At 64.5% G+C, this 25,339-nt stretch carries 25 protein-coding genes and 1 pseudogene; 11 read left to right on the top strand and 15 right to left on the bottom strand.

Annotation, left to right across the window (positions count from 1 at the left end; translation table 11 throughout):
• The first annotated feature begins 66 nt into the window (after positions 1-66).
• From BCCGELA001_RS19650 to BCCGELA001_RS38420, 3 genes are all read left to right on the top strand, one after another.
• On the top strand, positions 67-1,851 hold the full coding sequence (locus tag BCCGELA001_RS19650; RefSeq protein ID WP_060736094.1) for a NirA family protein: 1,785 nt from the start codon (positions 67-69) through the stop codon (positions 1,849-1,851).
• On the top strand, positions 1,848-3,458 hold the full coding sequence (locus BCCGELA001_RS19645) for a sulfite reductase subunit alpha (RefSeq protein WP_060736093.1): 1,611 nt from the start codon (positions 1,848-1,850) through the stop codon (positions 3,456-3,458). Before BCCGELA001_RS19650 ends, BCCGELA001_RS19645 begins: the two co-directional genes overlap by 4 nt.
• 235 nt (positions 3,459-3,693) lie before the next feature.
• Positions 3,694-3,846, top strand: coding sequence for a hypothetical protein (locus BCCGELA001_RS38420; RefSeq protein WP_008564887.1), 153 nt, complete (start codon positions 3,694-3,696; stop codon positions 3,844-3,846).
• 108 nt (positions 3,847-3,954) lie between these two features.
• Here the strand turns inward: BCCGELA001_RS38420 and BCCGELA001_RS19635 are convergent, their stop codons facing one another.
• Genes BCCGELA001_RS19635 through pxpB form a run of 3 tightly spaced genes read right to left on the bottom strand, consistent with a single transcriptional unit; the run spans position 3,955 to position 6,519 of the window.
• The gene (locus tag BCCGELA001_RS19635; protein ID WP_060736092.1) at positions 3,955-4,722 is read right to left on the bottom strand and encodes a LamB/YcsF family protein; all 768 of its coding nucleotides are present in this window, start codon (positions 4,720-4,722) and stop codon (positions 3,955-3,957) included.
• Between the two features lie 31 nt (positions 4,723-4,753).
• Entirely contained in the window at positions 4,754-5,791 is a 1,038-nt protein-coding gene (locus BCCGELA001_RS19630; RefSeq protein ID WP_060736091.1) for a biotin-dependent carboxyltransferase family protein, read from the bottom strand.
• Complete coding sequence (gene pxpB, locus BCCGELA001_RS19625) at positions 5,788-6,519, bottom strand: 5-oxoprolinase subunit PxpB (protein ID WP_060736090.1); 732 nt, start codon at positions 6,517-6,519, stop codon at positions 5,788-5,790. The genes BCCGELA001_RS19630 and pxpB overlap by 4 nt, the downstream gene beginning before the upstream one ends.
• Before the next feature lie 258 nt (positions 6,520-6,777).
• On the opposite strand from pxpB, the gene BCCGELA001_RS19620 reads away from it, so the two are divergent.
• Both BCCGELA001_RS19620 and BCCGELA001_RS19615 read left to right on the top strand, forming a co-directional pair.
• A complete protein-coding gene (locus BCCGELA001_RS19620; protein ID WP_008564879.1) occupies positions 6,778-7,476 on the top strand; it encodes a ribonuclease activity regulator RraA in 699 nt (232 codons plus the stop codon).
• 17 nt (positions 7,477-7,493) lie between these two features.
• Positions 7,494-7,898, top strand: coding sequence for a (R)-mandelonitrile lyase (locus BCCGELA001_RS19615; RefSeq protein ID WP_008564877.1), 405 nt, complete (start codon positions 7,494-7,496; stop codon positions 7,896-7,898).
• A gap of 145 nt (positions 7,899-8,043) precedes the next feature.
• Here the strand turns inward: BCCGELA001_RS19615 and BCCGELA001_RS19610 are convergent, their stop codons facing one another.
• The 4 genes from BCCGELA001_RS19610 to BCCGELA001_RS19595 all read right to left on the bottom strand — a co-directional run bounded on the left by BCCGELA001_RS19610 (position 8,044) and on the right by BCCGELA001_RS19595 (position 10,915).
• A complete protein-coding gene (locus tag BCCGELA001_RS19610) occupies positions 8,044-8,400 on the bottom strand; it encodes a hypothetical protein (RefSeq protein WP_008569513.1) in 357 nt (118 codons plus the stop codon).
• 177 nt (positions 8,401-8,577) lie between these two features.
• Positions 8,578-9,426, bottom strand: a complete 849-nt coding sequence (locus BCCGELA001_RS19605) for a DUF2147 domain-containing protein (protein ID WP_060736089.1) — start codon at positions 9,424-9,426, stop codon at positions 8,578-8,580.
• 204 nt (positions 9,427-9,630) lie between these two features.
• On the bottom strand, positions 9,631-10,131 hold the full coding sequence (locus BCCGELA001_RS19600; protein ID WP_008564873.1) for a hypothetical protein: 501 nt from the start codon (positions 10,129-10,131) through the stop codon (positions 9,631-9,633).
• 1 nt (position 10,132) lies between these two features.
• Positions 10,133-10,915 (bottom strand): transporter substrate-binding domain-containing protein, encoded by a 783-nt coding sequence (locus tag BCCGELA001_RS19595; protein ID WP_060736088.1) that lies wholly within the window; start codon positions 10,913-10,915, stop codon positions 10,133-10,135.
• Positions 10,916-11,028: 113 nt separating this feature from the next.
• Between BCCGELA001_RS19595 and BCCGELA001_RS19590 the strand changes: the two genes are divergently transcribed.
• Positions 11,029-11,526 (top strand): DUF1993 domain-containing protein, encoded by a 498-nt coding sequence (locus BCCGELA001_RS19590; protein WP_060737735.1) that lies wholly within the window; start codon positions 11,029-11,031, stop codon positions 11,524-11,526.
• Between the two features lie 211 nt (positions 11,527-11,737).
• On the opposite strand, the gene BCCGELA001_RS38160 is transcribed toward BCCGELA001_RS19590, so the two are convergent.
• From BCCGELA001_RS38160 to BCCGELA001_RS19560, 6 genes are all read right to left on the bottom strand, one after another.
• Positions 11,738-12,277: a hypothetical protein gene (locus BCCGELA001_RS38160; protein WP_008565333.1), complete on the bottom strand. Its 540-nt coding sequence runs from the start codon at positions 12,275-12,277 to the stop codon at positions 11,738-11,740.
• 177 nt (positions 12,278-12,454) lie between these two features.
• Positions 12,455-13,444: a hydroxyacid dehydrogenase gene (locus BCCGELA001_RS19580; RefSeq protein ID WP_060736087.1), complete on the bottom strand. Its 990-nt coding sequence runs from the start codon at positions 13,442-13,444 to the stop codon at positions 12,455-12,457.
• Positions 13,445-13,478: 34 nt separating this feature from the next.
• Entirely contained in the window at positions 13,479-14,579 is a 1,101-nt protein-coding gene (locus tag BCCGELA001_RS19575; RefSeq protein ID WP_008564859.1) for an ABC transporter ATP-binding protein, read from the bottom strand.
• 6 nt (positions 14,580-14,585) lie between these two features.
• The gene (locus tag BCCGELA001_RS19570; protein ID WP_060736086.1) at positions 14,586-15,497 is read right to left on the bottom strand and encodes a carbohydrate ABC transporter permease; all 912 of its coding nucleotides are present in this window, start codon (positions 15,495-15,497) and stop codon (positions 14,586-14,588) included.
• A complete protein-coding gene (locus BCCGELA001_RS19565; RefSeq protein ID WP_060736085.1) occupies positions 15,497-16,435 on the bottom strand; it encodes a carbohydrate ABC transporter permease in 939 nt (312 codons plus the stop codon). The genes BCCGELA001_RS19570 and BCCGELA001_RS19565 overlap by 1 nt, the downstream gene beginning before the upstream one ends.
• 129 nt (positions 16,436-16,564) lie before the next feature.
• On the bottom strand, positions 16,565-17,905 hold the full coding sequence (locus BCCGELA001_RS19560; RefSeq protein WP_060736084.1) for an ABC transporter substrate-binding protein: 1,341 nt from the start codon (positions 17,903-17,905) through the stop codon (positions 16,565-16,567).
• A 501-nt stretch (positions 17,906-18,406) separates the two neighbouring features.
• Between BCCGELA001_RS19560 and BCCGELA001_RS19555 the strand changes: the two genes are divergently transcribed.
• Together BCCGELA001_RS19555 and BCCGELA001_RS19550 are read left to right on the top strand one after the other, a co-directional pair.
• Positions 18,407-19,231, top strand: a complete 825-nt coding sequence (locus tag BCCGELA001_RS19555) for a Spy/CpxP family protein refolding chaperone (RefSeq protein ID WP_060736083.1) — start codon at positions 18,407-18,409, stop codon at positions 19,229-19,231.
• Positions 19,232-19,343: 112 nt separating this feature from the next.
• Positions 19,344-19,721, top strand: coding sequence for a response regulator (locus tag BCCGELA001_RS19550; protein WP_008564831.1), 378 nt, complete (start codon positions 19,344-19,346; stop codon positions 19,719-19,721).
• A gap of 91 nt (positions 19,722-19,812) precedes the next feature.
• On the opposite strand, the pseudogene BCCGELA001_RS36040 reads toward BCCGELA001_RS19550, so the two are convergent.
• Positions 19,813-20,010 (bottom strand): annotated as a pseudogene (locus BCCGELA001_RS36040) (hypothetical protein); the annotation flags it as partial.
• Positions 20,011-20,152: 142 nt separating this feature from the next.
• Positions 20,153-21,139, bottom strand: coding sequence for a glucokinase (gene glk / locus BCCGELA001_RS19545; RefSeq protein ID WP_008564830.1), 987 nt, complete (start codon positions 21,137-21,139; stop codon positions 20,153-20,155).
• A 269-nt stretch (positions 21,140-21,408) separates the two neighbouring features.
• Between glk and pncA the strand changes: the two genes are divergently transcribed.
• From pncA to BCCGELA001_RS19530, 3 genes are all read left to right on the top strand, one after another.
• Positions 21,409-22,035, top strand: a complete 627-nt coding sequence (gene pncA / locus BCCGELA001_RS19540) for a bifunctional nicotinamidase/pyrazinamidase (RefSeq protein WP_008564828.1) — start codon at positions 21,409-21,411, stop codon at positions 22,033-22,035.
• A gap of 16 nt (positions 22,036-22,051) precedes the next feature.
• Complete coding sequence (locus tag BCCGELA001_RS19535; RefSeq protein WP_060736082.1) at positions 22,052-23,170, top strand: alpha/beta fold hydrolase; 1,119 nt, start codon at positions 22,052-22,054, stop codon at positions 23,168-23,170.
• A gap of 133 nt (positions 23,171-23,303) precedes the next feature.
• Entirely contained in the window at positions 23,304-25,337 is a 2,034-nt protein-coding gene (locus tag BCCGELA001_RS19530) for an NAD(+) synthase (protein WP_060736081.1), read from the top strand.
• Positions 25,338-25,339: the final 2 nt, after the last annotated feature.

The following is a 25,339-nucleotide window of genomic DNA, read 5'->3' as shown; positions in this document are numbered from 1 at the left end:
CCCTTTCGGGTCGCGCCAATTTCCGTCGATGCCACTCTGGTGGCCGCAGGAGCTTCGTTACCGACCATGAAAATCGATACGCTCGCAGTCGACTTCACCGACGAGCAGAAACGCTATCTCGAAGGCTTCACGACCGGCTTGCAGATCAGTCGGGTCGGGCGCGGTCTGGGCGGTAACGGCGCCGGCAAGGCCAGCGCCGAGCCCACCGGTCCTGATGCCGTGCACATCAAGGCGCAGGACAAGATCATCGCCGCGGGCAAGAAGCTCGCCGACCAGGAGAAGTTCAAGCGCGACGAACATCCCTTCGACGCCTATCCGCGGCTGCGCCAGCAGGCGCTCGACAACGCGCCGCCGAGCCCGGCGGACAATTTCCGCTGGCGCTATTACGGCATCTTCTACGTCGCGCCGACGCAGGACTCCTACATGAGCCGCCTGCGGATTCCCAACGGCATCATGAAGCACTGGCAGCTGTCCGGCCTTGCCGATCTCGCCGACGAGCTCTGCGGACCCTATAGCCACGTTACCACGCGCGCCAATCTTCAGCTGCGCGAGATCCCGCCGAAGCACGCGATCAAGCTGCTCGAGGGCATCCAGGAGCTCGGCCTGTGCTCGCGTGGCTCCGGCGCCGACAATATCCGCAACGTGACGGGAACGCCGACCGCCGGTATCGATCCGCAGGAGATCATCGACACGCGGCCCTATGCGCGCGAATGGCACTATCACATCCTCAACGACCGCTCGCTCTACGGCCTGCCGCGCAAGTTCAATGTCGCCTTCGACGGCGCCGGCAGGATCGCCGTGCTCGAAGAGACCAACGACATTGCGTTCACGGCGTATGAGGTGAAGGACGGCTTCGGCGTCGAGCCCGGAGTGTGGTTCCGTCTCGGCCTCGGCGGCATCACCGGCCACAAAGACTTTGCGAAATATTCCGGCATCATCGTCAAGCCGGAGCAGGCCACCGCCGTCGCCGACGCCATCGTGCGCGTGTTCATCGACCATGGCGATCGCACCAACCGCAACAAGGCGCGGCTGAAATACGTGCTCGACGCTATGGGCCATGACGGCTTTCTCAAATTCGTCGAGGAGCGGTTAAAGACGCCGTTCACGCGCGTGCCGGAAGAGGCGTTCGCGCCGCGGCTCGCCGCCGACCGCATGGCGCATGTCGGCGTGCACAAGCAGAAGCAGGATGGTCTGAACTGGATCGGCGTGTCGCTGACGCTCGGCAAGCTCACCTCTGAGCAGATGCGGGGTCTTGCCAAGGTCTCGCGCGATCTCGGCGACGGCGAAATCCGCCTGACGGTCTGGCAGAACCTGCTGATCTCGGGCGTGCGCGACGAGAATGTCGAGCTAGCCATTGCCGCGATCGAGCAGATCGGGCTCGCGGTCGAAGCTTCGCACATCAAGGCCGGCCTGATCGCCTGCACCGGCAATGCCGGCTGCCGCTTCGCCGCCGCCAACACCAAGCGCCATGCCGCGGAGATCGGCGACTGGTGCGAGCCGCGCGTCGCGATGGATAAGCCCGTCAACATCCACGTCACCGGCTGCCACCATTCCTGCGCGCAGCACTACATCAGCGACATCGGCCTGATCGGGGCGCGCGTGCCTGTTGGCGAGGAGGACACGGTCGAGGGCTATCACCTCTTCACCGGCGGCGGGTTCGGCCCCGACGCCGACGTCGGGCAGGAGGTCTATCACGACCTCAAGGCCGAGGACGCGCCGAAGACGGTCGAGGCGCTGCTCAAGGCCTATATCGCCCATCGCTCGTCTGCCGACGAAAGCTTCCTCTCCTTTGCGCGCCGCCACGACGGCGAAACGCTGCGCAAGCTTGCCGATGCACAGGTGTCCGCATGAACCAGATCACGCCTCCGCCGAAGCTCGACATCATTCCCGCCAGCGCGCCGTTCTCCGATGCGCAGCGCTCCTGGCTGAACGGCTTCTTTGCCGGACTGCTCTCGCCTGATCTCGCCGCGCCGCTGTCGGCGGAGCAGGGCGCCGCCGTCATGCAAGGCGCGGCCGGCGACGGGGATGATGGCGAAGCGCCGTGGCACGACCAGACCATGCCGATCGCCGATCGCATGAAGCTCGCCGAGGGCCGTCCCGTGCGCCGCAAGATGATGGCGGCGATGGCGCAGCAGGATTGCGGCCAGTGCGGCTACAATTGCCACGACTATTCGGAAGCGATCGCGAGCCGCAGCGAAGCGCGGCTCAATCTGTGTGTTCCCGGCGGCAAGGACACCGCGCGGATGCTGAAGTCGCTGTACGAGGAGCTCGACAAGGCACCTGCGACCAAGACGGCGGACAAGGCCGATGCTCCGGCGCCGGCCGTGACCGTCACGATCGCAGAGCCGGGCCGCTCGCGGGACAACCCCATTGCCGCGACCTTCCTGTCGCGCCGGCTGCTCAACAAGGGGAAATCGGAGAAGGAGACCTATCACGTCGAGTTCGATCTCTCCGAGAGCAAGCTCGACTACGTGGTCGGTGATTCCTTCGGCGTGTTCGCGCGCAACGATGTCGGGCTCGTCGACCAGATCATCGCGCTGCTCGGCGCCTCCCACACCACCAAGGTCAACGGCAGGACGCTGCGCGAGGTGCTGATCGACGACGTCTCGCTGTCGCCCGCGCCCGACTCGCTGTTCGAGCTGATCTCCTTCATCACCGGCGGCGCGGCGCGCGAGAAGGCGCGGGCGCTGGCGCAGGGCGAGGATCCCGATGGCGATGCCGCGACCCTCGACGTCATGGCGGCGTTGCAGAAGTTTTCCGGCACGCGGCCGCATCCGGAAGCCTTCGTCGAGGCGCTGGAGCCGCTGCAGCCGCGGCTCTACTCGATCTCGTCGTCGCACAATGCGACGCCGGGAAAGCTGTCGCTGACGGTCGATTCCGTGCGCTACCTCGTCGGCAAGCGCAAGCGTCTCGGCGTTGCCTCGACCTTCCTCGGCGAACGTATTGCCGAAGGTGAGAAGCTCAAGGTCTACGTGCAGAAGGCGCATGCCTTCGGCCTGCCACAGGATGCGAAGACGCCTGTCATCATGATCGGCCCCGGCACCGGCATCGCGCCGTTCCGTGCCTTCCTGCTCGATCGCAAGGCCACCGGTGCGCCCGGCAAGAACTGGCTGTTCTTCGGCCATCAGCGCAGCGATTGCGACTTCTTCTACCAGGAAGAGCTCAATGCGATGAAGACATCAGGACTTCTCACACGCATGTCGCTGGCCTGGTCGCGCGACGGCGAGAAGAAGTTCTATGTGCAGGACCGCATGCGCGAGGTCGGACGGGAGTTGTGGACATGGCTTGCCGAAGGTGCGCATCTCTACATCTGCGGCGATGCCAAGCGCATGGCCAAGGACGTCGAGCGTGCGCTCGTCGACATCGTCGCCCAGTTCGGCGCACGTTCGACGGATGAAGCCGTCAGCTTCGTCGCCGAGCTCAAGAAGTCCGGTCGCTTCCAGGCTGACGTCTACTAGGTGCCAGCTAAATCGGATGACTCGCCCTTGGGCGACCGTCATCCGACTGTCATCCGTGCGGGTTCCCGCCAGCTTGGATTTTAACGAATAAGATTCTCGGAACCGGGGACCGTAGAGAATTTGTACCCGCGATGGGGCGGCTTCAGAGAATCCCCATCGCTATTTTCGCTACCGTCTTGCCTCCCGCCCTGGTTGATCCTTCATAATCCCGCAAATGGGGCGTTGGAGATCGACCATGCGCGAACTATCGGCGGAAGCCAGGCTGCACTTTTACGCGCGCTCGCTCTCGCGGCGGACCGGGGCGAGCATGCACCATATCGCGATGTATAGCGCCTTCGCCGTCATCGCGGCGATCGTGTTCGGCACGCTGTCGGTGCATCCGTTTTGATGGTCTCGTAGGGTGGGTTAGCCGAAGGCGTAACCCACCAACTACGTTTCCGCATTTGCTGAAGCATGGTGGATTACGCTTCGCTAATCCACCCTACAAACAAAGCTTTCACCCGCGCTTGAACGGCGCCACATCGATCCCTGCATCCTTCAACGCCTGACGCACGCCGCGCGCGATATCCACCGCGCCGGGCGTGTCGCCGTGGATGCAGACCGTATCCGTGCGCATCTTGATGACCTTGCCGGTGACCGACACCACCGCGCCGTCCTGCACCATGCGCACCACGCGATCGGCAATCGCCTTGGCATCGTGCAGCACCGCGCCCGGTTTCTTGCGCGAGACCAGATTGCCGTCGTCCTCATAGGCGCGGTCGGCAAACACCTCGTTCACCATCGGCAGATTGGCCGCTTCACCCGCTTTCACCAGCTTCGAATTGGCGAGCACGACGAAGATCAGGTTCGGGTCGACCGCCCTGATGCCGGCGGCAATCGCCTTCGCCGTCATGTCGTCCTCGCAGGCGACATTGGAGAGCGCGCCATGCGCCTTCACATGCGTGACCTTGTAGCCGGCCGCCGTCGCGATCGCCTGCAGCGCGCCAATCTGGTAGGCGACGAGGTTCTCGATCTCGGAGGCCTTCAGCCCCGCGATGGGATGCCGGCCGAAGCCGTGCAGGTCGCGATATCCGGGATGCGCGCCGACCGAGACGCCGCGCGCCTTTGCCAGCTCCACGGTCCGGCGCATGATGTCGGGGTCCCCGGCATGGAAGCCGCAGGCGACGTTGACCGAGCTCGCCAGCTCGATCATCGCCGCGTCGTTGCCCATCTCCCACGCGCCAAATCCTTCGCCGAGATCGCAATTGAGATCGACTGTCTTCATGGGTGCTCTCCGCCTCTGGTCTTGTTGCCGTTTACGGTTCTGCCGCAACCTGCCACGTCCCGGCATCGACGGCGCTCACGGCATAGCCCGCAACATTGGCATCACTGAGCGCTTCGACGTTGAGCGCAACAGTATCGGACGAGCGCAGGCGATCGGGCAGGCTGCGGATCGTTTGCGCGAACTTGCGCGCCTCGTCCTGCGCCTCGGCCATGCTGATGGCCTTGAAGCGGAACGCCGTTCCCGCCGAGGTCTGCGCGAGACGGCCGACATCGGCCGTGATCACGGTTGCGATCTTAGGATAGCCGCCGGAGGTGCCGCGATCCATCATCAGCGCGATCGGGGCGCCGTTGCCGGGCACCTGGATGCTGCCGTTGACGGTGCCGTCGGAGACGATGTTGTGGCCGTGCAGATGCTTGATCGCGGGGCCTTCGAGCCGGTAGCCCATGCGGTCGGAGGTCGCCGAGATCTTCCACTCGCTATCCAGGAACAGCGCCTTGTTCGCGTCGTCGAACTCGTCGTCCTGCGGCCCCAGCAGCACACGGATCGGCCCGCTCACGGGCTTGGGCAGCTCGATCCGCAGCTCGCTCGCGCCGCTCGCGGCATCGACGCTGAACTCGTCGCCGGCCTGGAGCGGGCGCGGGTAGGGGCTGCCAAGCCCCGCGCGCGCATTGACCGCAAGGCTGCCGAACACCGGCTCGCCCTTGATGGCGCCTTCGATCGCGAGATAGGTGAAGGCGCCGCCGCGGGCAAAGCCCAGCGTCAGCGTCTCGCCGTCCTTCAGCGTCACCGAGGAGTCCATGGCAACCGGGCTGCCGGCGATGTCCGCATTGCGCGGCGCGCCTGAGATCGCGACGCGCACGGCGCCGTCGCGCGCGGTGAAGGAGGCACCGAACGGGCCGATCTCGACGGCGGCCGCGAATGGTGCGTTGCCGACCAGCGTGTTCGCCGCCGCCAGCGACAACCGGTCCATCGCCCCGCTCACCGTCAGGCCATAGCGTTGCGCGCCGAAGCGGCCGCCATCCTGGACGGAGCTTGCAGGACCGATGCTGGCGATGACGAGCCGGCTCATGCGTCCACCTGCTCGGCGACGATCTCGCCGGCCTCCGCTGCGCGGTCCAGTTCGGCGAATGTCTTGTGATCGATGGCAAAGAACGTCACGCGGTCACCGGGCTCGGTGAGGAAGGTCGGATTACGATGGAGCTGATAGGTTCTGACCGGCGTGCGGCCCAGTAGGTGCCAGCCGCTCGGCGCGGCCAGGCATTGGATGCCGGCCTGGACGCCGCCGACCGAGATCGTGCCGGCGGGCGTCAGCAGCCGCGGGTTTTGTCGCCGCGACATGTGCAGGAATTTGTCGAGGCCGCTGAGATAGGACCAGCCAGGCGTGAAGCCGATCATGGCGACCTTGTAGTCGCCGCCGGCATGCCGGGCGACGATGTCGTCGGGCGTTGTGTTCAGTGCCTTGGCGACATCCTCGAGGTCGATGCCGTGCTCACCGCCATAGGCAACGGGAATGCGCCAGCGGCGCGCCTTGGTGGCCGGCGGCAGCGGCTGGCTGGCCAGCGCGAGCAGCTTATCGCCGAGCGCATCGAATCCGATCTCGCCGGGATCGTAATGCACCAGCAGCGAACGATAGGTCGGCACGGTCTCGGTGATGCCGTCGATGAGCGCCGCGGCAAGCGCCTTGTCGAGCGCCAGCACGCGCTGGTTGGCCTCGTCATCGATGGTGCGGCTGAACTCGACCGTGACGGCGCTATCGCCACTGGGCAGAAGGCGGGGCGGGGGAAGCGTCGCGGCCATGGACTGTCGAGGAGCTGTCGAAATCGGGCTTCGGAGGAATGCGGCCCTCAGCGTGCGAGTTCCGCCTCGTCCTGCTTCGCGTAAATGCGCCCGCAAGTCCAATAAATTAATGCAAGGGGAAGCGATAAAGCCTTGTTATCGCGTCGCATAATAGCCCGGCGGCCCTGCGTTATTGGCAGCCTCTTGGCTCTTGACGCAAGGGCTGCGGCTCGCAAGATGCGCGCGTTCTTTCCCACACCTCGGAGCTCGTCCGTTTCCATGTCGCTGTCCCCCGAAGCCCGCAAGACCCTCGCCGGCATCACCACCGCCACCATCACCACGGTCCTGTTGAAGAAGGGCCTGCGCAACGTGTGGATGCGCGGTGCGCGGCCGTTGCGTCCGGGGCTGCCGCGTCTGGTGGGACCTGCCTTCACGCTGCGCTTCGTGCCGGCCCGCGAGGATCTGGCGACGCCGGAATCCTGGTCGTCACCGATTTCGACCCGCACCGCGATCGAGGCAATGCCCGATGGCTGCATCGCCGTGGTTGACGCCATGGGCATCACCGATGCCGGCATCTTCGGCGACATTCTCTGCGCGCGCATGGTCAAGCGCGGCGTGACCGCGCTCGTCACCGACGGCGTCGTGCGTGACGTCGAGGGCGTGCTCGGCACCAATCTGCCGGTCTGGTGCGACGGTTATGCCGCGCCGCCGTCGGTCGCGGGCCTCACCTTCGTCGGCTGGGGCGAGCCGATCGGCTGCGGCGGCGTCGCGGTGTTCCCGAACGATATCGTCGTCGCCGATCAGGATGGTTGCGTGCTGATCCCGCAGGCGATGCTCGATCACGTGCTCAACGAAGGCGTCGAGCAGGAGCGCATGGAGGCCTGGATCGTCAACGAGGTCAACAACGGCGCGGTGCTGCCGGGCCTCTATCCCATGAACGCCGAAACCAAGGCGCGCTACGCGGCCAGCAAGAAGTAACGAAAAGCGAGGACCCCATGGAGATCACTGTTGCAGGCACGCGCCCGACCCGCCGCGCGCCCAAGGAAAACTTCACCGGCACGGTGTGGCAGGACCCCGTCATCATGGCGCCCGCGCCGGCACGGTTGAACTGCTCGCGCGTTGCGTTCGAGCCGGGCGCGCGCACCAACTGGCATCACCATCCGCTCGGGCAGACGCTCTACGTCATCTCCGGCGTCGGGCGTGTCCAGTCCAAGGGCGGTCCTGTCAGGGAGATCCGTCCCGGCGACACCGTCTGGATTCCGCCCGGCGAATTGCACTGGCACGGCGCATCGCCCACCAACGGCATGTGCCACATCGCCATGCAGGAAGCACTTGATGGCGTCTACTCGACCTGGCTGGAGCCGGTGACCGACGCGGAATACGGGGCTGCAGTCGGCTGAAGCTCTCGCGTCCCGGACAAGACGCATCGCCACACGGCGATGCGGCGCAGAGCCGGGACCCAGAGATTTGGGACACACGAAGAATGCTGGGTCCCGGCTCAGCGGCGCAGCGTTACACGCTGCACCGCGTCCGGGACACGGACGCTCACATCCTTTCCGCCGTCCATGTCCCCGTGCACATGGCGCCGCGCCAGGTGCCGGAGCCGGACGCACCGCTGAGCCGGCCGAAGCCGACCGCGCGCTTGATGCCGGTGCTCAGGGTGACGTTAATGCGGCCGGCTTCGGCGACGCGGCCCGACGCCGTCACGGCGGCGCTGCTCGACGCAATCTGACCGTTGTTGATGCCAATCGAGACGGTCGCGCCGTTGCCGCAGGCCTGGCTCGATGAGGCGATGCGGACGTTCCACGCGCCGTCGAAACTGCTTGTCGCAGCATTCGCTTGCGCGAACGGGACAGCGACGACGACGGCGGTGGCGAAGAGAGCCTTGCGAAACGCGTTCATGACACGCCCCTGTGGTTGACCATGCGGGGACGGTGACATGCGTGCGGAACCGGCGGTGTGAGGGCTGTCACGTGCACAGGAGGCTGTGTGACGTTACGCACCCCGCAACGGCACGGCGCGCAAAAAAGGGGCCCGCATCATGGGCCCCTTGTCTTCGTAAGAGCGATCAGCCCGTGCTCAGTTCACCCGCGTCCAGGTCTGGCCGCCGCAGAACATGCCGCCGAAGGCGCAGCCTTGCACGCGTAGGCGGTCGGTGCCCTTCATCGCGATGGTCGAATCGTAGGTCGAACCGGAATTTGGATCGAGGATGCGGCCCGACCATTTTTGGTCCTTGTCGGGCTTCATGTTGATCAGGACCTGCTCGCCGTTCTGGTTGGATTTGGAATCGACCGAATAGCCGCAGAGATTGCTGCCGCATTGCTCGATGCGGACCTTGCCTTCCTTCTCCTCTGTGAGCCAGACGCCGAGCGGCGAGCTGAGATCGCGCGTGGGCGCTGTTGCCGGAGCAGCCGGTGCTGCGGCTGCCTGAACGGGGGCAGGCGCCGGGGCGGGTGGCAGAGGCGGTGCCGGTGGCGCAGTCGCCACGGTCGGAGCGGGGGGCGGCGCCACGGCGGGCGCGGCCTGCTGCTCGGCCGGCGCAGCGGCCGGAGGCGGGGCGGGCGGCGGCGGCAGCACGGCCGTAGCGGCCGGTGTGTTGGTGGCAGTCGTCGTCGGCGGCGGAGCCGGCGGGGGCGGTGCGACGGCCGCAGCTGCGGGGGCTTGCACCGCGGCAGGCGGCGGGGCGGCGGGCGCGGGAGCCGGTGCGGCAGGCGCCTGCGGATCGACCGTGGCCTGCTGCGGCGTCTGCTCGTTCTTCTTGGCCTTCTTGGCCTTGCCTTGGCCGGTGTTGTCGTACACGCCGGGAATCTGCACCGTGCCGCGGTCCGGATCGATGCGGATGGTGCGCCCGCCATATTCGAAAGTGTACTGGGCTTGAGCAGCTGTGCTCGCCAAAAGGAATGCGGCCGCGGCCAACAGCTTCCTCATTTCCATCTCCTGAGCAGATAGTCCCCGGACCGACGCTTTACGCCCCGGCTCGATCGCAAAAAGTGATCTAGATCACTGTTCTCGGTATGAGTCGTGCTCGCGCCGACCTTGGTTCAATAACGCCGAACTCTGCCCGGAGTTGGGCGGGGCGGCGCCCGGTCCGATGTGACGCACCTGACCGGGCGAAAATTCAGTGCGCCGCGTCTACTTCCGCGGACACCCTGCATCGGCCGCCTGTTGGGCGCGGGCCAGCGCTGCGTCGTTCGCCTTATCGGTGTGAACATCGACCGAACCAACGAGGCAGGCCTTTGCGCCACTGATCGCGAACACGGAGAGCTCCTGGAGCTCCTTCTCATCCTCGTCGACCGTTCGCCAGGTACGGATCACCGCGGCCCTTGGGACACCGCCTCGCATGATCCATTGGACCTTTTCGCCAAACGACTTGCCGGCACCGCGCCATTGCGCAGTCGGTCCGGACACCTTCTCGATCGCGCTCCGAGGCGCAATCGTGATCGATACGATGTTGCCTTCGTCGGCAAAGCTCACCACGTAGCCGGCCGGACCCGGACAGGTCCACAGACCGAGCTGTTCTGTCGACTCGTCCTTGCAGAGCGGCCCGGTCGCGGGTGTGAACTTGGACTGCGCGAGCGCACCGTGGACCCCGCCGATCCCGAGCACGATTGCGAGCGCTAATTCTCTTCGCATGTCAGTCGAACCACGCCGCGAAGATTTTCCTGTAGCTGCCGTCTTCCATGGAAATGTGCAGCCACTGGTCGATGAAGGCCTTCAGCGCCATGTCGCGCTGGAGCCAGTAGGCCTTCTCGGAGAAATCGAACGGCTTTTCGGGATGCACCGCGCAGAGCACGCCGGCGTGCTGCTTCTGCTGGTAGCGCGTCTCCGAGGCGTCCGTCATCATCAGATCGGCGTTGCCCTTGGCGATTTCGTCGAAGATCACGGTGTTGTCGGCGAAGACCGTGATCTCGGCATCCCTGATGTTGGCACGCGCGAAGCGCTCGTTGGTGCCGCCGGGATTGACGATGATCCGGGTGCCCTTCTTGTCGATGTCGGAGATGCTCTGGTACTTGCCGACGTCGGCGCAGCGCGCGATCGGCGTCTTGCCCTCGCGCATGATCGGCGTGGAGAAAAAGCCCTTCTTCTGCCTATCGAGCGTGACCGAGATGCCGCCCATGGCGATGTCGAACTGGTCGGCCTCGAAATCCTTCATCAGCTTCGGCCAGGCCGTCGGCACGAATTCGACCTTGACGCCGAGCGCCTTGCCGAGCGACTGCGCCATGTCGACGTCGAAGCCGCTGAACTGCTGCGTGGTCTTGTCCAGATAGGTGAAGGGCTTGTAGTCGCCGGTCATGCCGACGCGCAAGGTGCCGCGCTTGACGATCTCGTCGAGGCGCGAGGGCGATGCCTGCTGCGCCAGCGCCGAGACACTCACCAGCAACACCACGGCCAAAGCGGTGCAGATTCGAACGATCATCTCTTTTCCACCCATGCCCGAGCTGTCATTGTGCAGCTCTTGAGTGTGGATTTAGACCAGATGCTCGTCGCTGGCGAGGTGGAAGTGAAGGAAATTCAGAGATGACGATTTCGATGTACGAGGCTTCGGTGGGCCTCTTCGTGCCGTACTTGCGAAATCTGTCGGCGCTACTCGACAAGGGCGTCGCCTATGCCGAGACCCGTAAGTTCAACCCGGCGGTCCTGCTCGGCATGCGCATGGCGCCGAACATGTACGATCTGGCGCAGCAGGTCGGCGAGGCCTGCCGCCATGCCACGGTCGCTCCGGCCTTGCTGGCCGAGCGCGAGCCGGTGGTGCTGCCGGTGCTCGAGCACGACATGGCCGGACTTCAGGCGCGCATCGCGACGTCGATCGAGTTCATCGAGAGCCTGCCGCGCGCCGAGATCGACGCGTCGGCCGAACGCAATGTTTTCTTCAGGCTGAAGAACGGCACCGAGCTGCCCTTCACCGGGCGGACGCTGCTGCTGACCTTCAGCGTCCCCCAGTTCTTCTTTCACGTGACGACGGCCTACGACCTCTTGCGGCACGCTGGCGTCGAGCTGGTGAAGAAGGACTTTTTGGGAAAGAAGTAGCGGCGGGTTCGATGTTCACTCGCCCCAGTGGGCAGGGCGATCGCATGTCGAGGGGATCTGCCTGCGGCCATCCTTCGAGACGCCCGCCGTTGGCGGGCCCTCAGGATGAGGACCCAGTGTGCGCTAGTTCCAACGAGCACCGAGGCTGCTTAGCCTCATCCTGAGGAGACCGCGAAGCGGTCGTCTCGAAGGACGAGGCGTGCGCTCAGGCCTACGCTTCGCCCTTGCGCTCGTAATCGGCGAGCGAGCTGCGGCCGGCGATCTCGCTGCGCAGCTCTTCGAAGCGACGGTGTGCCTCGTCCTCGCGCTCGTCGACGAAGCGCACGGCGGCCTCGCTCGTCATCGGGCCGCTGATCACAGGGGCGGATTGCTCGCCGATGGTCTCGTGGACGTAGAACTGGTCGTCGTCGCCGCGATGGACCGTCCATTTCAGCCGGATCGCCACCATCGGGCCGGGGCCGACCTTGCTGTAGCCGTCGGCGTCGGTGTGCTCCGGCACCAGCGGCTGCTCCTCGACCAGTGGATGCTCGTCGACCAATGGATGCTCGTCGACTGATGCATGCTCTTCGACCGACGGATGCTCTTCAGCCACCGCGTCGACGACCTGCCGATCGTCTGCGTCCGTGTGCTCGCGCTCTCCGGCGACCACGATCTCGGTCTCGGTCTTGCGAATGACGAGGACGGGCTCGGGGTTCTCCAGGATGCTGGCGATGGTCGCCAGCGTTTGGTCGGTCGGATCGATCTCTGACAAGGTTCATCCTCCAGCTCGACGCGCCGGCCAGTCTGTCCCCCTGCCGCCGCGTTTCCGACACCATTACGCGCGCTTGATTAAGGCTGAGTTGGGGCCCGATCTGCACCAAAATGGGACGCTTTCTGGCCTTCCGAAGGCGTGGATACTCATTGAGCCTCGGCCGCCGGCCCTGGCTCGTCAGCCCAGCACGTCCTGATTGATGATGTTCTGCCGGATCGGATCGCCGTCCAGCACACTGAGGATGTTGCGCGCGGTCTGCTCGCTCATGCGGCTCACTGCCTCGACGGTGACGCCGGCGACATGCGGAGCCATGATGACGTTGGGCAGCGCGAACAGTGCGTTGCTGATTGGCGGCGGCTCGACCTCGAACACGTCGATACCGGCGCCGGCGAGCTTTCCGGAGGTGAGGGCGTCGTACAGCGCAGCTTCCTTCACGATGCCGCCGCGCGCGGTGTTGATGAGATAGGACCCCGGCTTCATCCGGCCGATACGCGCCGCATCGAACAGGCCGACGGTTTCCGGCGTCTTCGGGCAGTGGATGGTGACGAAATCGGCATTCGGCAACGCGGCGTCGAGATCGGCGACGGGCTCGCAGCCGGCCGCCTTGATGTCGGCGGTGGGTTTGTAGGGATCGTAGACCTGGACGTTCATTTCCATCGCCAGGCACCGCTTGGCGGTACGGCTGCCGATGCGGCCGAAGCCGATGATCAGCACGGTCTTGCCGTAGAGATCGAACGGCAGCATGCCGAGGCGATTGGCCCACTGGCCGTCCTTGACGCAGGCGTGCATCTCGTTGGCGCGCTTGGCCAGCGTCAGCATCATGAACAGCGCCTGCTCGGCGACCGAGGGCGAGTTGGCGCTGCCCGCGACCATCAGCGGCACCTTGCGGCGGGACAGGGCAGGCACGTCGACGGCGTCGTAGCCGACGCCGATGCGGGTCACCACCTTCATGTCTCTTGAAGCTTCGAGCTCGGTCTCGCCGAAGGCCGTGGCACCCAGCGCCACGCCATGGACGGGAGCGTGGCTCTTCAGCAGGGCCTCGAAATCCTTGGCCGAGATCAGGTTCGGAAATTCGACGAGCTCGATATCGTCCCGCTGGGTGAGGAGGGCGCGCGCCCCTTGCGACAAAGTTTGCGTAACGAAAATCTTCTTCTTGTTGGTCGCCATCGTCCCCTGCCTGCGCGAGTTTCTTGTCCGGCCCTCATAACACGAGGCCGGACGCCTCGTTTAGCAGGTGCATGTTGTTGAGGTCCATCGCCAAACGCATGGGTGCTCCGTCCTTGGCGCCGGCGTTGGGATTGACGCGGCCGCAGATCGGCGTGCCCTCGAGCCCGAAATAGACCAGCGTCTCCATTCCCATCGGCTCGGTGACGTCGAGCACGGTCTCGAAGGTCTCGACGCCGGGTTCGAGATGCGCATGCGCCTCGGTGAGATGCTCGGGACGAAGGCCCAGCAGCAGCTTCTCGGTGCACGGCAGCGCGTTGTAGCGCGCGGCGCGGGCCGGCGGCAGCGGAAAGGCGATGCGGTCGGTCAGGCGGATCTGGAGCGTGCCGCCGACATCTTCGAGCCGGCACGGGATGAAGTTCATCGCGGGCGAGCCGATGAAGCCCGCGACGAAACGCGTCGCAGGCTTGTGGTAGAGCTCGTTCGGCGTGCCGATCTGCTCGATCTTGCCCTTGTTCATGACCACGACGCGGTCGGCCAAGGTCATGGCCTCGACCTGGTCGTGGGTGACGTAGACCGTGGTGGTGCGCACCTTCTGGTGCACCTTCTTGATCTCGATCCGCATCTGCACGCGGAGTTTCGCGTCGAGATTGGACAGCGGCTCGTCGAACAGGAAGACCTTTGGATTGCGCACGATGGCCCGGCCCATGGCGACGCGCTGGCGCTGGCCGCCGGAGAGCTGCTTCGGCTTGCGGTCGATCAGGTCGGTGATGTCGAGGAGGCGGGCGGCCTCGGTCACCCGCGCCTTGATCTCGGCCTTGGGATAGTGCTTCAGGCGCAGGCCGAACGACATGTTCTCCGCGACCGTCATGTGCGGATAGAGCGCGTAGTTCTGGAACACCATCGCGATGTCGCGGTCCTTCGGCGGTACGTCGTTGACGATGTCGCCGCCGATCATGATGTCGCCGTCGCTGATGTCCTCGAGGCCGGCGATCATGCGCAGCGTCGTCGACTTGCCGCACCCGGAGGGGCCGACCAGTACGATGAACTCATGGTCGGCGATGTCGAGGTCGATGCCGCGCACGGCTTCGACATCGTCGTAACGCTTAACTACCTTCCGCAAAGCAACGTCAGCCATGAGACATCAACCCTTTGTCGCACCGGCGGTCAGGCCGGCAATGTAGTAGTCCATCAGGAACGCGTAGATGATCAGCGGCGGCGCGGCGCCGAGCAATGCGCCGGTCATGATCTGCCCCCAGTTAAAGACGTCGCCCTTGATCAGGGTGGTGGTGATGCCGACCGGCAGCACCAGCTGATCTACCGACGTCGTGAACACCAGGGGATAGAGGAACTGCGCCCAGGAGACGGTGAAGGCGAAGATGGTCGCGGCGATCAGCCCGGGCAGGGCGACGGGGATGAAGATCCGCGTCAGCGTCTGCAGCCAGGAGGCGCCGTCGATGAGAGCGGCCTCGTCGAGCTCTTTCGGGATCGAGGCGAAATAGCCGATCATGATCCAGGTGCAGAACGGCACCGTCAGCGTCGGATAGATGAACAGCAGCACGTACCATTTGTTGAGCAGCGTGATGCCAGTCACGTCCTGGACAACCGCCAGCATCTTGAACAGCGGAATGAACAGCAGACTGTCGGGGACCAAATAGGTCAGGAAGACGCCGGTCGCGAGCGTCGTCGAGCCCCAGAACTTCATCCGCGCCAGCGCGAACGCCGCGGGAATGCTGATCAACATCGTCACGATCACGACGACGATGGAGACGATGGCGGAATTCCAGAAGAAGCGCAGAAACTGGTTCGAGGTCAAAAGCTCGACGTAGTTCGACAGGGTGGGATTGAACACCCACCAGGGATTGGTCGCCGCCGAAATCTCCGCGCTGCTCTTGAGCGAGGTGATCAGCATGTAGATCGGCGGGGTCAGCGAGAAGATCGCGAACAGCACCAGGAAGAAGTAGGACCAGCGCAGCGCCCAGGCGCGATCCCGGCTCATGCTGCGGTATTTGACCTTCCGCGTGGGGCCGCTTTTGTCGATTGCGAGCGTGCTCATCAGGCTTCGTTCCCACGTTTGCTGACATCGCGCAGAATGAAGATTGCCGCGACTGCGAGGATTGGCACCATGAACAGCGAGACGCAGGCGCCGAGTGGAATGTCGCTGCTTTGAATGCCGACCTGGAACGCCCAGGTGGCGAATATGTGCGTGGAGTCCAGCGGGCCGCCCGAGGTCAGGATTCGCACGATGTCGAAATTGGCGAAGGTGACGATCAGCGAGAACAGCGTGGTGATGGCAATGATGTTGCGCATCATCGGCAGCGTAACGTACCAGATCCGCTGCCACCAATTGGCGCCGTCGATGGCGGCCGCCTCATAGAGCTGGTCCGGCACCGATTTCAGCGCCGCCAGATACATGATCATGAAGAAGGGTGCGCCGTACCAGACGTTGACGAGGATGACCGAGAAGCGCGCCCAGAAGGTGTCGCCGAGCCAGGGAATCGGGCCGATGCCGAAGAACGACAGCGTGTAGTTGAAGGCGCTGTAGGAGGGGTCGAACAGCCACAGCCAGGCCAAAGTGCTCATCGCGGGCGGGATCACCCACGGCACCAGCAGCATGCCGCGCCATTTGCGTTGGCCCTTGGCCGGCAAATTGTGCACGAAATGAGCGACGATGAAGCCCAGCAGCGCTTTGAAGAACACCGCGGTGATGGCGAAGATGCAGGACTGCCTCACGACCATCCAGAACGTGTCGCGCTTGAAAAGGAAGGTGAAATTGCTCAAGCCGACGAACTTCTGCATCGACTTGTTCAGCGTCGCCAGGTGCACGGAGTAGAACGCCGGATAGAGCACGAGCGAGGCGATCAGCAAAATCAGCGGCAGCGTCAGCAGGAACGCCACCGTCGATTTCCGCCCGAGAACATTGCGAAGGCTGGTTCGTTTGCGCGAGCTTGCGGCGCGGACGGAGCGAGCTTGCTCAACGACGACATCGGCCATGGTCAGACTTTCCTGCGGAAGGTTCAATGCAAGCCGGCCATATCGGTCGGCTTCTCTCGAAAGAGGATGGAACGGTCGGATGGTCGGCGGCTCACGCGCAAGCGCGCGAGCCGCCGTGGTCCACCGGCATCAGCTCCGCATGAAGCCTTCGCACTCGCCCTCGGCCCAGGCGAGCGCCTGCTCCATCGTCTCGCCGCGCGCATACCGTAGCGCCAGCTTGGTCAGCGTCGCCTGGCTGTAGATCTGCTGTGCGATCTTCGGCGGAGCCGGCGAGGCCGCGATCGACATCGTCTGCCGGCCATGCGGGTCGGGATAGCTGTAGAGCGTGCCCTTCGGCGGCCCTTCCTCCGCCCACGTCTTCAGCTTCGTCATGTTCGCGAAAGCCGGGAGGTCGTAGCCGCCGCTCGCCGCGACGAACTTTTCGATCGACGACGGTTGCGACAGATGGGTCAGCAGGCTCTTGGCGGCTTCCTTGTTCTTGCCGAAGGCCCAGACGCCCCAGAAATACGGCAGGAACGGTGCGAAGCGGCCCTTCGGACCGGCCGGCATGCCGTGGGTCCAGCATTGCTCGGCGACTTGTGGTGCGTCGCGTTTGGCAACCGCCCACGAGCTCGGCGGATTTAGGATCAGTGCGCCGCGGCCGGAGATCAGCCATTTGTTGTTGGATGCATCATCCCAGGAGGCAGCGTCCGCCGGAAGCACAGCGATCAGCTTCTTGTAGAACTCGAGCGCCTGACGCACGGCGTCGGTCTTCACGGTGATGTCGCCCTTGGCGTTCACGAGCTCGGCGCCGAATGACTGGAAGATCGCGCCGGCGGTGTCGACGCTATCGGTGGTCTCGCCGAGGCCGATCCCGAACGGGACGCCGGCCTTGTTGCAGGCTTCGGCGGCCTTGAGGAAGGTGTCCATCGTCCAGTTCTCGTCCTTGGGCGTGCTGCCCGCCGGATACATCTCCTGGACGTCGATGCCGGCATGCTTCTTCATCAGGTCGATGCGCGAGCAGGGGCCCTTGATCTGGCTGCCGACGGTGGCAGGAACCGCAAGCCATTTGCCGCCGGCCTGGCCGAGATATTTGGTGGTGCCGTTCACCTCGCCGTTCTGCTTGATGATCGGCCCCATGATGTCGGTGACCGGCTCGAGCTGATCTGCATAGGCGTGCGGCCACCAGGTCGGCATCTGGAGAATGTCGTGACCGGATTTCGCCTGCGCTTCGGCGGCGACGGTCAGCTCGAGCTTCTTGTTGTTGCTGGTGATGTAGTCGATGGAGACTTCGACCTTCTCCTTGGCGGCCCATTCGTTGACGAGGTCGGTGGAGGCCTTGTTCGCGCCGGGGACCCAATGGTCCCAGAAGCCTATCGAGAGCTTGCCGGCGGCGTAGGCGCCCCGGACATAGGGCGCTGAGATCAGCGCCGCGGAGGACATTGCAGTGGCAGCCACAAATTGACGTCGAGTCAGTGTCTTGCGTGACATCTCATTTCCTCGCCTGGGTGCTTGTTGTTGGAGTTTCCTCTGAGACTTTCTTTTCGAGTTTTTATTGTTCGATTTTCTTATTGGTGCCGCCGGCCTGCGAGGGCAATTCACGCAAGCGGCAGCAAATTGGTAGCGCGATCAGATCATGATTGATCGCATCTGTCGAGAAAGCCGAACGGCTTCTTTCTCAAACTAATGTCGTGCTCGGCCCCGTCACGATCGCATGTCCGGATCATCCGTTGCACGTCGATGCGAGGTTCATTTTGCGATGCACACCTTGCGCAAACGAGTCCGCGAGCGATCCGTGCGCAATTACGCCGCAGTTTCAAATAAGCCTGCATAACCGCTTCGCGTGAAAGAGTTTTCGGGCGTGGACGGCAATCGGCTGCGTCTGGACCTCGGCGCGGCCGAAACGGTAGAATTGAACTCGAGAGTTGTACTCGAGAGTTGTACTTGGGCGGGCTCGCCCGTCAGACACGCTGATCGACGATGGAGACGAGAATGATCAAACCGGCGCTGCGAGCGCGGCTTCACCTGCGACGATGGTTTGCGCTGGGATCGGTGCTCGCGCTGCTGCTCGGCACGGCCGCGGTGGCGAATGCCCAAGGTCTCGTCAAAGGCGTTCAGGAGGGGGCGGCGGCAGGAAACAAGGCGGCAGGTCCGGTCGGCGGCGTGCTCGGTGGCGCCATCGGCGGCGTGGTCGGCGTTTTCACCGGCGTGCTGGGCGTTGGCAACAATCCCAACCAGGCACCGCCGCCCAAGGAGCCCAACAGGGAGGCCAGCAAGGACGCGAAGGACTCCAAGCAGCCTGGCGGCAAGGACAAGGATGCCAAGAGCGCCAAGGCAAGCAAGGGCACCAAAGCGACCAAGGAAGCCAAGAACGCCCCGGGCGGCAAAGACAATAAGGACAGCAAGGACAATAAGGATAATCAGGGTGTCACGGTCCTGACCCAGCCCGGCGCACCGCAGCAGACCGCGGAGCAGATCGTCGCCAACAGCGATGCCTATATCGAGAGGATCAAGACCGAGCTGAACCTCACGCCCGATCAGGAGAAGCACTGGTACGGCTTCTCAAGCGCGATGCACTACCTGGGACACAATGGTGCGGAGCGGCTCAACCTGCGGGTTGCCCGCGCCAAGCGCGATCCGCCCGACGACATCATCGAGCAGATGCGCAATGAGTCGCAGTTCCTGATTGACCGGGCTGCAGACCAGCGCAACGTCGCCGACGCGGCCGAGCCGCTCTTTTCGAGCCTCGACGACAAGCAGAAGCAGGTCTTCATCCAGGAGATGGTGCGGCTGAGCCACGAGCGCGGGTTGGATTGATCAAGTTGAATCGGATCGGCCGCGTCTGAATTAACGGAGCTCGCCACGAAATCGTGTATCCTCTCCGCAATTCGGTTATGGTTAGCTTGGTAAGGCTGACTGTGGGGTTGATATGGCGGACGGACTCTCCGTTTTCCTGGTCGAAGACGAGGCGTTGATCCGGATGATGATTGCCGACATGGTGGAGGAACTCGGCCACCACGTCGTCGCGGAAGCGGACAATGTGCGCGACGCGAGCGCCTTCGCCATGACCGCGCAATACGATCTGGCCATCCTCGACATCAATCTGATGGGCGTCTATGTCGACCCTGTCGCCGACCTGATCGAGCGCCGCGGCAAGCCGTTCCTATTCGCCACGGGCTACGGCCCGGAGTTGCTGCCGTCCTTGCTGCGGCGCAGGCCGATCCTGCGCAAGCCGATCGCCATGGATCAGCTCAAGGCAATGATCGATTCGATGTTTCCGGAAGCACCGGTGAAGACCCCGCACTGAGCGACGGCGAAGATGCTGTACTGCGCGACGGTAAAGATGCCGTACTGAGTGCATCGATTGGACCACGCGTGATGAGCGCGAGGTCGCGGTATCGGCCGTTCTTCAACACTGTAGCAATGGTCTGTGCCGTCATGGCGGCGCGATCCGAGGCGCGCTGGGCCGCCAGCCGGTCCTTCGCCTTCTCCTCGATCAAGAGCTCGATCAAGGCCAGTCGCTTGTCGTCGTTATCCGCCTCGGTCAGCAGGCGGTGATAGCGGTGATAGTCGAAACCCAGATCCTGCTTACGCATGTCACGCCCCCCGCAACTACGCCACACACAGAGCAGGATTGTTTCGCATCGGGAACAACCAGGCAAGCAGATCCTGCGTGGAACCGCGCGAACACCTTAATCAGTTGTGAATCATGGAACCGGTAGGAACCGACGCCGTCGCTCAAGTCGCATTGTGCTCGGCGAACATGTTGAGCCCGACGAAGCTCGCATCCGGCTTGATGACCAGCCGGGTTGGAATGTTGCGCAAGTAATCCTGGAAGCGTCCCTTGGCCTCGAAGCGTACGCGGAAGGCGGAGGCCGCGAGGAATTCCGGAAAGCGCGGCGCGATTCCACCGGCAATATAGACACCGCCGCGGGCGCCAAAGGTCACCGCGAGATTGCCGGCGACCGAGCCGAGGATGGCGCAGAACATGTCGAGCGTCGCGCGGCTGATCGGGCAGCTGCCCTCCAGCGCGGCTTTGGTGATGGCGGCGGGATCGCGATGCGGCACCTGGGCGCCGTCGACCTCGGCCAGAGCCTCGTAGAGACTTTGCAGGCCGGAACCCGAGAGCGCGCCGCGTTCGATCGAGACATGGCCGAGCCGCTTGCGCAGACAGGCGATCACGCGTTCTTCGCGCTCGTTCTCGGCCGGCAGGGTCGCGTGACCGGCCTCCGTCACCACCGCCAGCCGCGCGCCATGGCGCTCGACCAGACAGGACACGCCAAAGCCGGTTCCCGGACCGACCACCAGCAAGGGTTCGCCGGGCAGGCCATCCTGTCCACCGAGCGGGATCAGGTCGGCAGGCTGCAAGGCGGGAAGGGACCAGGCCACCACCTCGAAATCGTTGAGCACGTGGACGCTGTCGAAGCCGAGGGCGGGTTGCAGCTCGTTGCCGTCGATGACCCAGGGACTGTTGGTCATGACGCAGCGGTTGTTGGTCACGGGCCCCGCCACTGCCAGCACGGCTCGTCGAGGCGTCTGGCCACCGGAGCGGCGTGCGAGGACATCGACGATGGCTTCCCGGACGGTTGGGAAGTCGGCGACCTTCACATAGTCGATTGGTCCGGCTGGATCGCGGCCGCTGGAATCGACCTGGCTCAGCGCGAAGCGCGCATTGGTGCCGCCGATATCGGCGAGAAGAATCTGTCCTGTCTTGCCGATGGTCATGGCGATATGGCTGCCACAGCTTTGCCGGCTGCGGGAACCGCTTCCTCCGCTTTCTCCGATCGCAAATTGCGAACGGCTTCCAGAATCCGTCCTTGGGTGCGGCTAGTCAACACGGACGACATCAAACCGTTGCATCCCGACAGCCCCTCCGGTGACCAATTCGCGCAGCCTTTCGCACCGGCCAGCGGTTGCGCGACAGCGCGGGAAGGCCGACAGTGAGGGAGCGCGCGCGGGACTAGCGCATCGCGCCGCAGATGGAATGAGAAACGATGAAGATTTCCGACCGCGACGTGCTGCTGGTGATCGACGTGCAGAACGATTTCTGCACCGGTGGAGCGCTCGCCGTTCCCGGCGGCGAGAAGGTCGTCCCCGCCATCAACCGAATCGCCCAAAAATTCGCCAATGTGGTGCTGACCCAGGACTGGCATCCGAGTGACCACGTGTCGTTCGCGCCGAACCATGCGGACAAGCAGCCGTTCCAGACCATCGAGCTCGACTACGGCACCCAGGTGCTGTGGCCGACGCATTGCGTGCAGGGCACGGCGGGCGCCGAATTCCACCCGGAGATCGACGTCGACAGGGCGAACCTCGTGGTCCGCAAGGGCTTTCGCCGCGGCATCGATTCCTATTCGGCATTGTTCGAGAACGACAAGAGAACGCCGACGGGCCTGCTCGGATATTTGCGCGAGCGCGAGCTGAAGACCGTCTTCGTCGCCGGCCTGGCGCTGGATTTCTGCGTCCGCTTCTCGGCGGAGGACGCCCGCAAGGCAGGCTTCGAGGTTGCCGTCGTCGAGGATGCCTGCCGCGGCATTGACCTCGATGGCTCCGTGGCCGCGGCTCATGGCAGTTTCAGGGAGCTCGGCATTTCGGTGATCGGCCTCGAAGCGTTCCTGTGAGGAGATCGAGATAGCCATGGCGGACAAGACCAGCAAACAGCCGCGCGGACCCGGGCGGGCCCCGGATGACCCACTGCTGTGGCCGTTTGCAGCAGCGCAGCTTGCCATGGACGCCTGCTTCTGGTGGCTCGATCGCGATGCACCAGTGGAGCAGGATGAGAGCAATCTGCCCTGGACCACGCCGAACACGGTGGCGTTGGAGCTTGCGACCGTGCGCCTGCGCGATTGCACGCGGACGCGCTCCGGCCAGCCGGCTCTGGTCTGTGCACCTTATGCGCTGCACCGGGCCCTGATCGCCGACTTCGCGCCCGGCCACAGTGTGGTGCAGTCCCTTCAGACCAGCGGCATCGACCGGGTCTATCTCACGGAGTGGCGGTCAGCTTCGCCCGACATGCGCTATCTCTCGATCGACAATTACCTCTCCGATCTCAACGTCGCCATCGACGAGATCGGTGCGCCAGTCGATCTCGTCGGCCTGTGCCAGGGCGGCTGGCTGTCGCTGCTCTACGCGGCGCGCTTTCCGGCCAAGGTGCGGCGTCTGGTCTTGGTCGGGGCCCCGGTCGACCTCTCGATCGAGTCGTCATTGGCGCGGCTCACCCGCAACGCCCCCGAGCTGGTTTATGACCAGCTCGTCGCGCGCGGCGGTGGCAATGTCAGCGGCGAGGAGATGCTGCGCCTGTGGTCGAAGGCGCCAAGCCGCGACGACACCGAGGCGGCGTTGCAGAGGGATCTTTCGGACGAGGAGGGCGCAGCCCTGCTCGCCCGTTTCGATCGCTGGAATACGGAGACGCTGGATCTGCCGGGCACCTATTATCTTCAGATCGTCAACTGGATCTTCCGGGAGAACCGGATTGCCGGCGGCAAATTCGTCGCGCTCGGCCGCACCATCGATCTCAAGGGCGTCAACGTGCCGATCTTCGTGCTGGCCGGACTCGACGACGACGTCGTGCCGGCCGCGCAGGCGCTCGCCACCGCCGGTCTCGTCGGCACGCCGCCGCCCTTCATTGCGGCGGCGTCCGAGCCGACCAATCACCTCGGCCTGTTCATGGGAGCGCGGACCAACGCCCATGCCTGGCCCCGGATCGCCGAATGGCTGCGCGACGACCTGTCTGGAGTTTTGGCCCGCAGTGCCTGACGTGCGGGCGCCGGCCCCCATGCAAGTCCGTTATGCATGACGGCGGATGGCCTGCACGGGACCCGGTCGATGGGTTACATATGACGTCGAATTGGCGGCTGCGGCCGCGACAAGATCAAGGGTACTGCGCTCGATGAGTTTCCATTCGATCTACGCCCACGGATTTGCACGCGTGGCCGCCTGCGTCACCACCTCCCATGTGGCAGATCCTTCGGCCAATGCGGAGGCTATCCTGGCCGCGGCGAATGCCTGCCACGAACAATCGGTGGCGGTCGCCGTGTTTCCCGAGCTGTGCCTGTCCGGCTATGCGATCGAGGACCTCGTCAAGCAGGATCCGCTGCTCGATGCGGCCGAGCGCGGGCTCGTGGCGATCATCGAGGCCTCCTCGCCGCTGATGACGGTCCTGATCGTCGGCGCGCCGCTGCGCTTTGGCAATCGCATCTACAATTGCGCCGTCGTCATCCATCGCGGCAACATCCTCGGTGTGGTGCCCAAGAGCTATCTGCCGACCTATCGCGAATTCTACGAGGGACGGCACTTCGCCTCGGGCGCCGGCATCGCCGGAGAGACGATCTCGTTTGGTGGCTTGCACGCGCCGTTCGGTATCGATCTGTTGTTTTCGGCCGAGGACGTTCCGGGCCTCACCATCGGCGTCGAGATCTGCGAGGACATGTGGATCCCGGTGACACCCGCCTCGGAGCTCGCGCTTGCGGGCGCCAGCGTGCTCATCAACCTCTCGGGCAGCCCGATCACGATCGGCCGGGCGCGTTCGCGCGCGCTGCTGTGCCAATCGACATCGGCGCGCTGCCTTGCGGCCTACGTCTATTCCGCTGCGGGGGCAGGGGAATCCACCACCGATCTCGCCTGGGACGGTCAGACCTCGATCTACGAGAACGGCGTGCTCTTGGCCGAGGGCGAGCGGTTCCGCCAGGGCGGCCAGATCACCTATGCCGACATCGATCTCGACCTGCTCAGGCAGGAGCGCGCGTTGATGGGCACCTTCGACGACAACCGTCGCCAGCGCGAGGCGTTTTTCCGCAAGGTGACATTCGCCCTGAAGCCGCCGGCTGATGACATCGGCTTCCTGCGCAAGATCGAGCGCTTCCCGTTCGTTCCGAGCGATGAGAGCCTGCTCGAGCAGGACTGCTATGAGGCCTACAACATCCAGGTCGCCGGCCTCGTGCAGCGCATGCGCGCGACCGGCACCAAGCGCGTCGTGATCGGCGTTTCGGGCGGTCTCGATTCCACCCATGCTCTGATCGTCGCCGCCAAGGCGGTCGACCTGCTCGACCTGCCGCGCGAGAACATTCTGGCCTATACCATGCCGGGCTTCGCCACCGGCAGCGAGAGCAAGACCCATGCGCTGGCGTTGATGAAGGCCTTGCAGACGAGCTGGCAGGAGCTCGACATCCGCACCACCGCGACGCAGATGCTCAAGGACATCGGCCACCCCTTCGGCAAGGGCGAGAAGGTCTACGACGTCACCTTCGAGAACGTTCAAGCGGGCCTGCGCACGGATTATCTGTTCCGGCTCGCCAACCATCATGGTGGCATCGTCATCGGAACCGGTGATCTCTCCGAGCTCGCGCTCGGCTGGTGCACCTATGGCGTCGGCGACCAGATGGCGCATTACCACGTCAATGCCGGCGTGCCGAAGACGCTGATCCAGCACCTGATCCGCTGGGTGATCTCTTCGAAACAGTTCAGTGACGACGTCAACCGCACGCTCGGCGCGATCCTGACGGCGGAGATCTCGCCGGAGCTCGTGCCGGTGGAGGCCGGCGAGAAGCCGCAGAGCACGGAAGCGGCCGTTGGGCCCTACGAGCTGCAGGATTTCAACCTGTTCTATACGCTGCGCTTCGGCATGCGTCCGTCCAAGATCGCCTTCATGGCGCAGCATGCCTGGAAGGACGCCGCCAAAGGGGAGTGGCCGCCGGCCTTCCCGACCGATCGGCGCAAAGCCTACGAGCTAGCCGAGATCCGGCGCTGGCTCGAAGTGTTCCTGCGCCGCTTCTTCGCCTTCAGCCAGTTCAAACGCTCGGCGATGCCGAACGGGCCGAAAGTCTCGGCCGGCGGCTCGCTGTCGCCGCGCGGCGACTGGCGCGCGCCGTCGGATGCGAGCGCCGCGGCGTGGCTCGAGGATCTCGAACGGAACGTGCCGACCTGATC

Origin of the sequence: Bradyrhizobium sp. CCGE-LA001, assembly GCF_000296215.2 — a bacterium.
Classification (GTDB): Bacteria; Pseudomonadota; Alphaproteobacteria; order Rhizobiales; family Xanthobacteraceae; genus Bradyrhizobium.
This window is presented reverse-complemented; position numbering and strand designations above follow the sequence as displayed.

What these genes read in the sequence shown, in the direction of transcription:
- BCCGELA001_RS19565 (WP_060736085.1), bottom strand. Translation starts at nt 16,435, where the DNA reads ATGGCCGATGTCGTCGTTGAGCAAGCTCGCTCCGTCCGCGCCGCAAGC.
- BCCGELA001_RS19620 (WP_008564879.1), top strand. Translation starts at nt 6,778, where the DNA reads ATGTCGCTGTCCCCCGAAGCCCGCAAGACCCTCGCCGGCATCACCACC.
- pxpB (WP_060736090.1), bottom strand. Translation starts at nt 6,519, where the DNA reads ATGGCCGCGACGCTTCCCCCGCCCCGCCTTCTGCCCAGTGGCGATAGC.
- BCCGELA001_RS19605 (WP_060736089.1), bottom strand. Translation starts at nt 9,426, where the DNA reads ATGAGGAAGCTGTTGGCCGCGGCCGCATTCCTTTTGGCGAGCACAGCT.
- BCCGELA001_RS19580 (WP_060736087.1), bottom strand. Translation starts at nt 13,444, where the DNA reads ATGGCGACCAACAAGAAGAAGATTTTCGTTACGCAAACTTTGTCGCAA.
- BCCGELA001_RS19550 (WP_008564831.1), top strand. Translation starts at nt 19,344, where the DNA reads ATGGCGGACGGACTCTCCGTTTTCCTGGTCGAAGACGAGGCGTTGATC.
- glk (WP_008564830.1), bottom strand. Translation starts at nt 21,139, where the DNA reads ATGACCATCGGCAAGACAGGACAGATTCTTCTCGCCGATATCGGCGGC.
- BCCGELA001_RS19570 (WP_060736086.1), bottom strand. Translation starts at nt 15,497, where the DNA reads ATGAGCACGCTCGCAATCGACAAAAGCGGCCCCACGCGGAAGGTCAAA.
- BCCGELA001_RS19590 (WP_060737735.1), top strand. Translation starts at nt 11,029, where the DNA reads ATGTACGAGGCTTCGGTGGGCCTCTTCGTGCCGTACTTGCGAAATCTG.
- BCCGELA001_RS19575 (WP_008564859.1), bottom strand. Translation starts at nt 14,579, where the DNA reads ATGGCTGACGTTGCTTTGCGGAAGGTAGTTAAGCGTTACGACGATGTC.
- BCCGELA001_RS19595 (WP_060736088.1), bottom strand. Translation starts at nt 10,915, where the DNA reads ATGATCGTTCGAATCTGCACCGCTTTGGCCGTGGTGTTGCTGGTGAGT.
- BCCGELA001_RS19650 (WP_060736094.1), top strand. Translation starts at nt 67, where the DNA reads ATGAAAATCGATACGCTCGCAGTCGACTTCACCGACGAGCAGAAACGC.
- BCCGELA001_RS19630 (WP_060736091.1), bottom strand. Translation starts at nt 5,791, where the DNA reads ATGAGCCGGCTCGTCATCGCCAGCATCGGTCCTGCAAGCTCCGTCCAG.
- BCCGELA001_RS38420 (WP_008564887.1), top strand. Translation starts at nt 3,694, where the DNA reads ATGCGCGAACTATCGGCGGAAGCCAGGCTGCACTTTTACGCGCGCTCG.
- BCCGELA001_RS19530 (WP_060736081.1), top strand. Translation starts at nt 23,304, where the DNA reads ATGAGTTTCCATTCGATCTACGCCCACGGATTTGCACGCGTGGCCGCC.
- BCCGELA001_RS19635 (WP_060736092.1), bottom strand. Translation starts at nt 4,722, where the DNA reads ATGAAGACAGTCGATCTCAATTGCGATCTCGGCGAAGGATTTGGCGCG.
- BCCGELA001_RS19645 (WP_060736093.1), top strand. Translation starts at nt 1,848, where the DNA reads ATGAACCAGATCACGCCTCCGCCGAAGCTCGACATCATTCCCGCCAGC.
- BCCGELA001_RS19600 (WP_008564873.1), bottom strand. Translation starts at nt 10,131, where the DNA reads ATGCGAAGAGAATTAGCGCTCGCAATCGTGCTCGGGATCGGCGGGGTC.
- BCCGELA001_RS19610 (WP_008569513.1), bottom strand. Translation starts at nt 8,400, where the DNA reads ATGAACGCGTTTCGCAAGGCTCTCTTCGCCACCGCCGTCGTCGTCGCT.
- BCCGELA001_RS19615 (WP_008564877.1), top strand. Translation starts at nt 7,494, where the DNA reads ATGGAGATCACTGTTGCAGGCACGCGCCCGACCCGCCGCGCGCCCAAG.
- BCCGELA001_RS19535 (WP_060736082.1), top strand. Translation starts at nt 22,052, where the DNA reads ATGGCGGACAAGACCAGCAAACAGCCGCGCGGACCCGGGCGGGCCCCG.
- BCCGELA001_RS19560 (WP_060736084.1), bottom strand. Translation starts at nt 17,905, where the DNA reads ATGTCACGCAAGACACTGACTCGACGTCAATTTGTGGCTGCCACTGCA.
- pncA (WP_008564828.1), top strand. Translation starts at nt 21,409, where the DNA reads ATGAAGATTTCCGACCGCGACGTGCTGCTGGTGATCGACGTGCAGAAC.
- BCCGELA001_RS19555 (WP_060736083.1), top strand. Translation starts at nt 18,407, where the DNA reads ATGATCAAACCGGCGCTGCGAGCGCGGCTTCACCTGCGACGATGGTTT.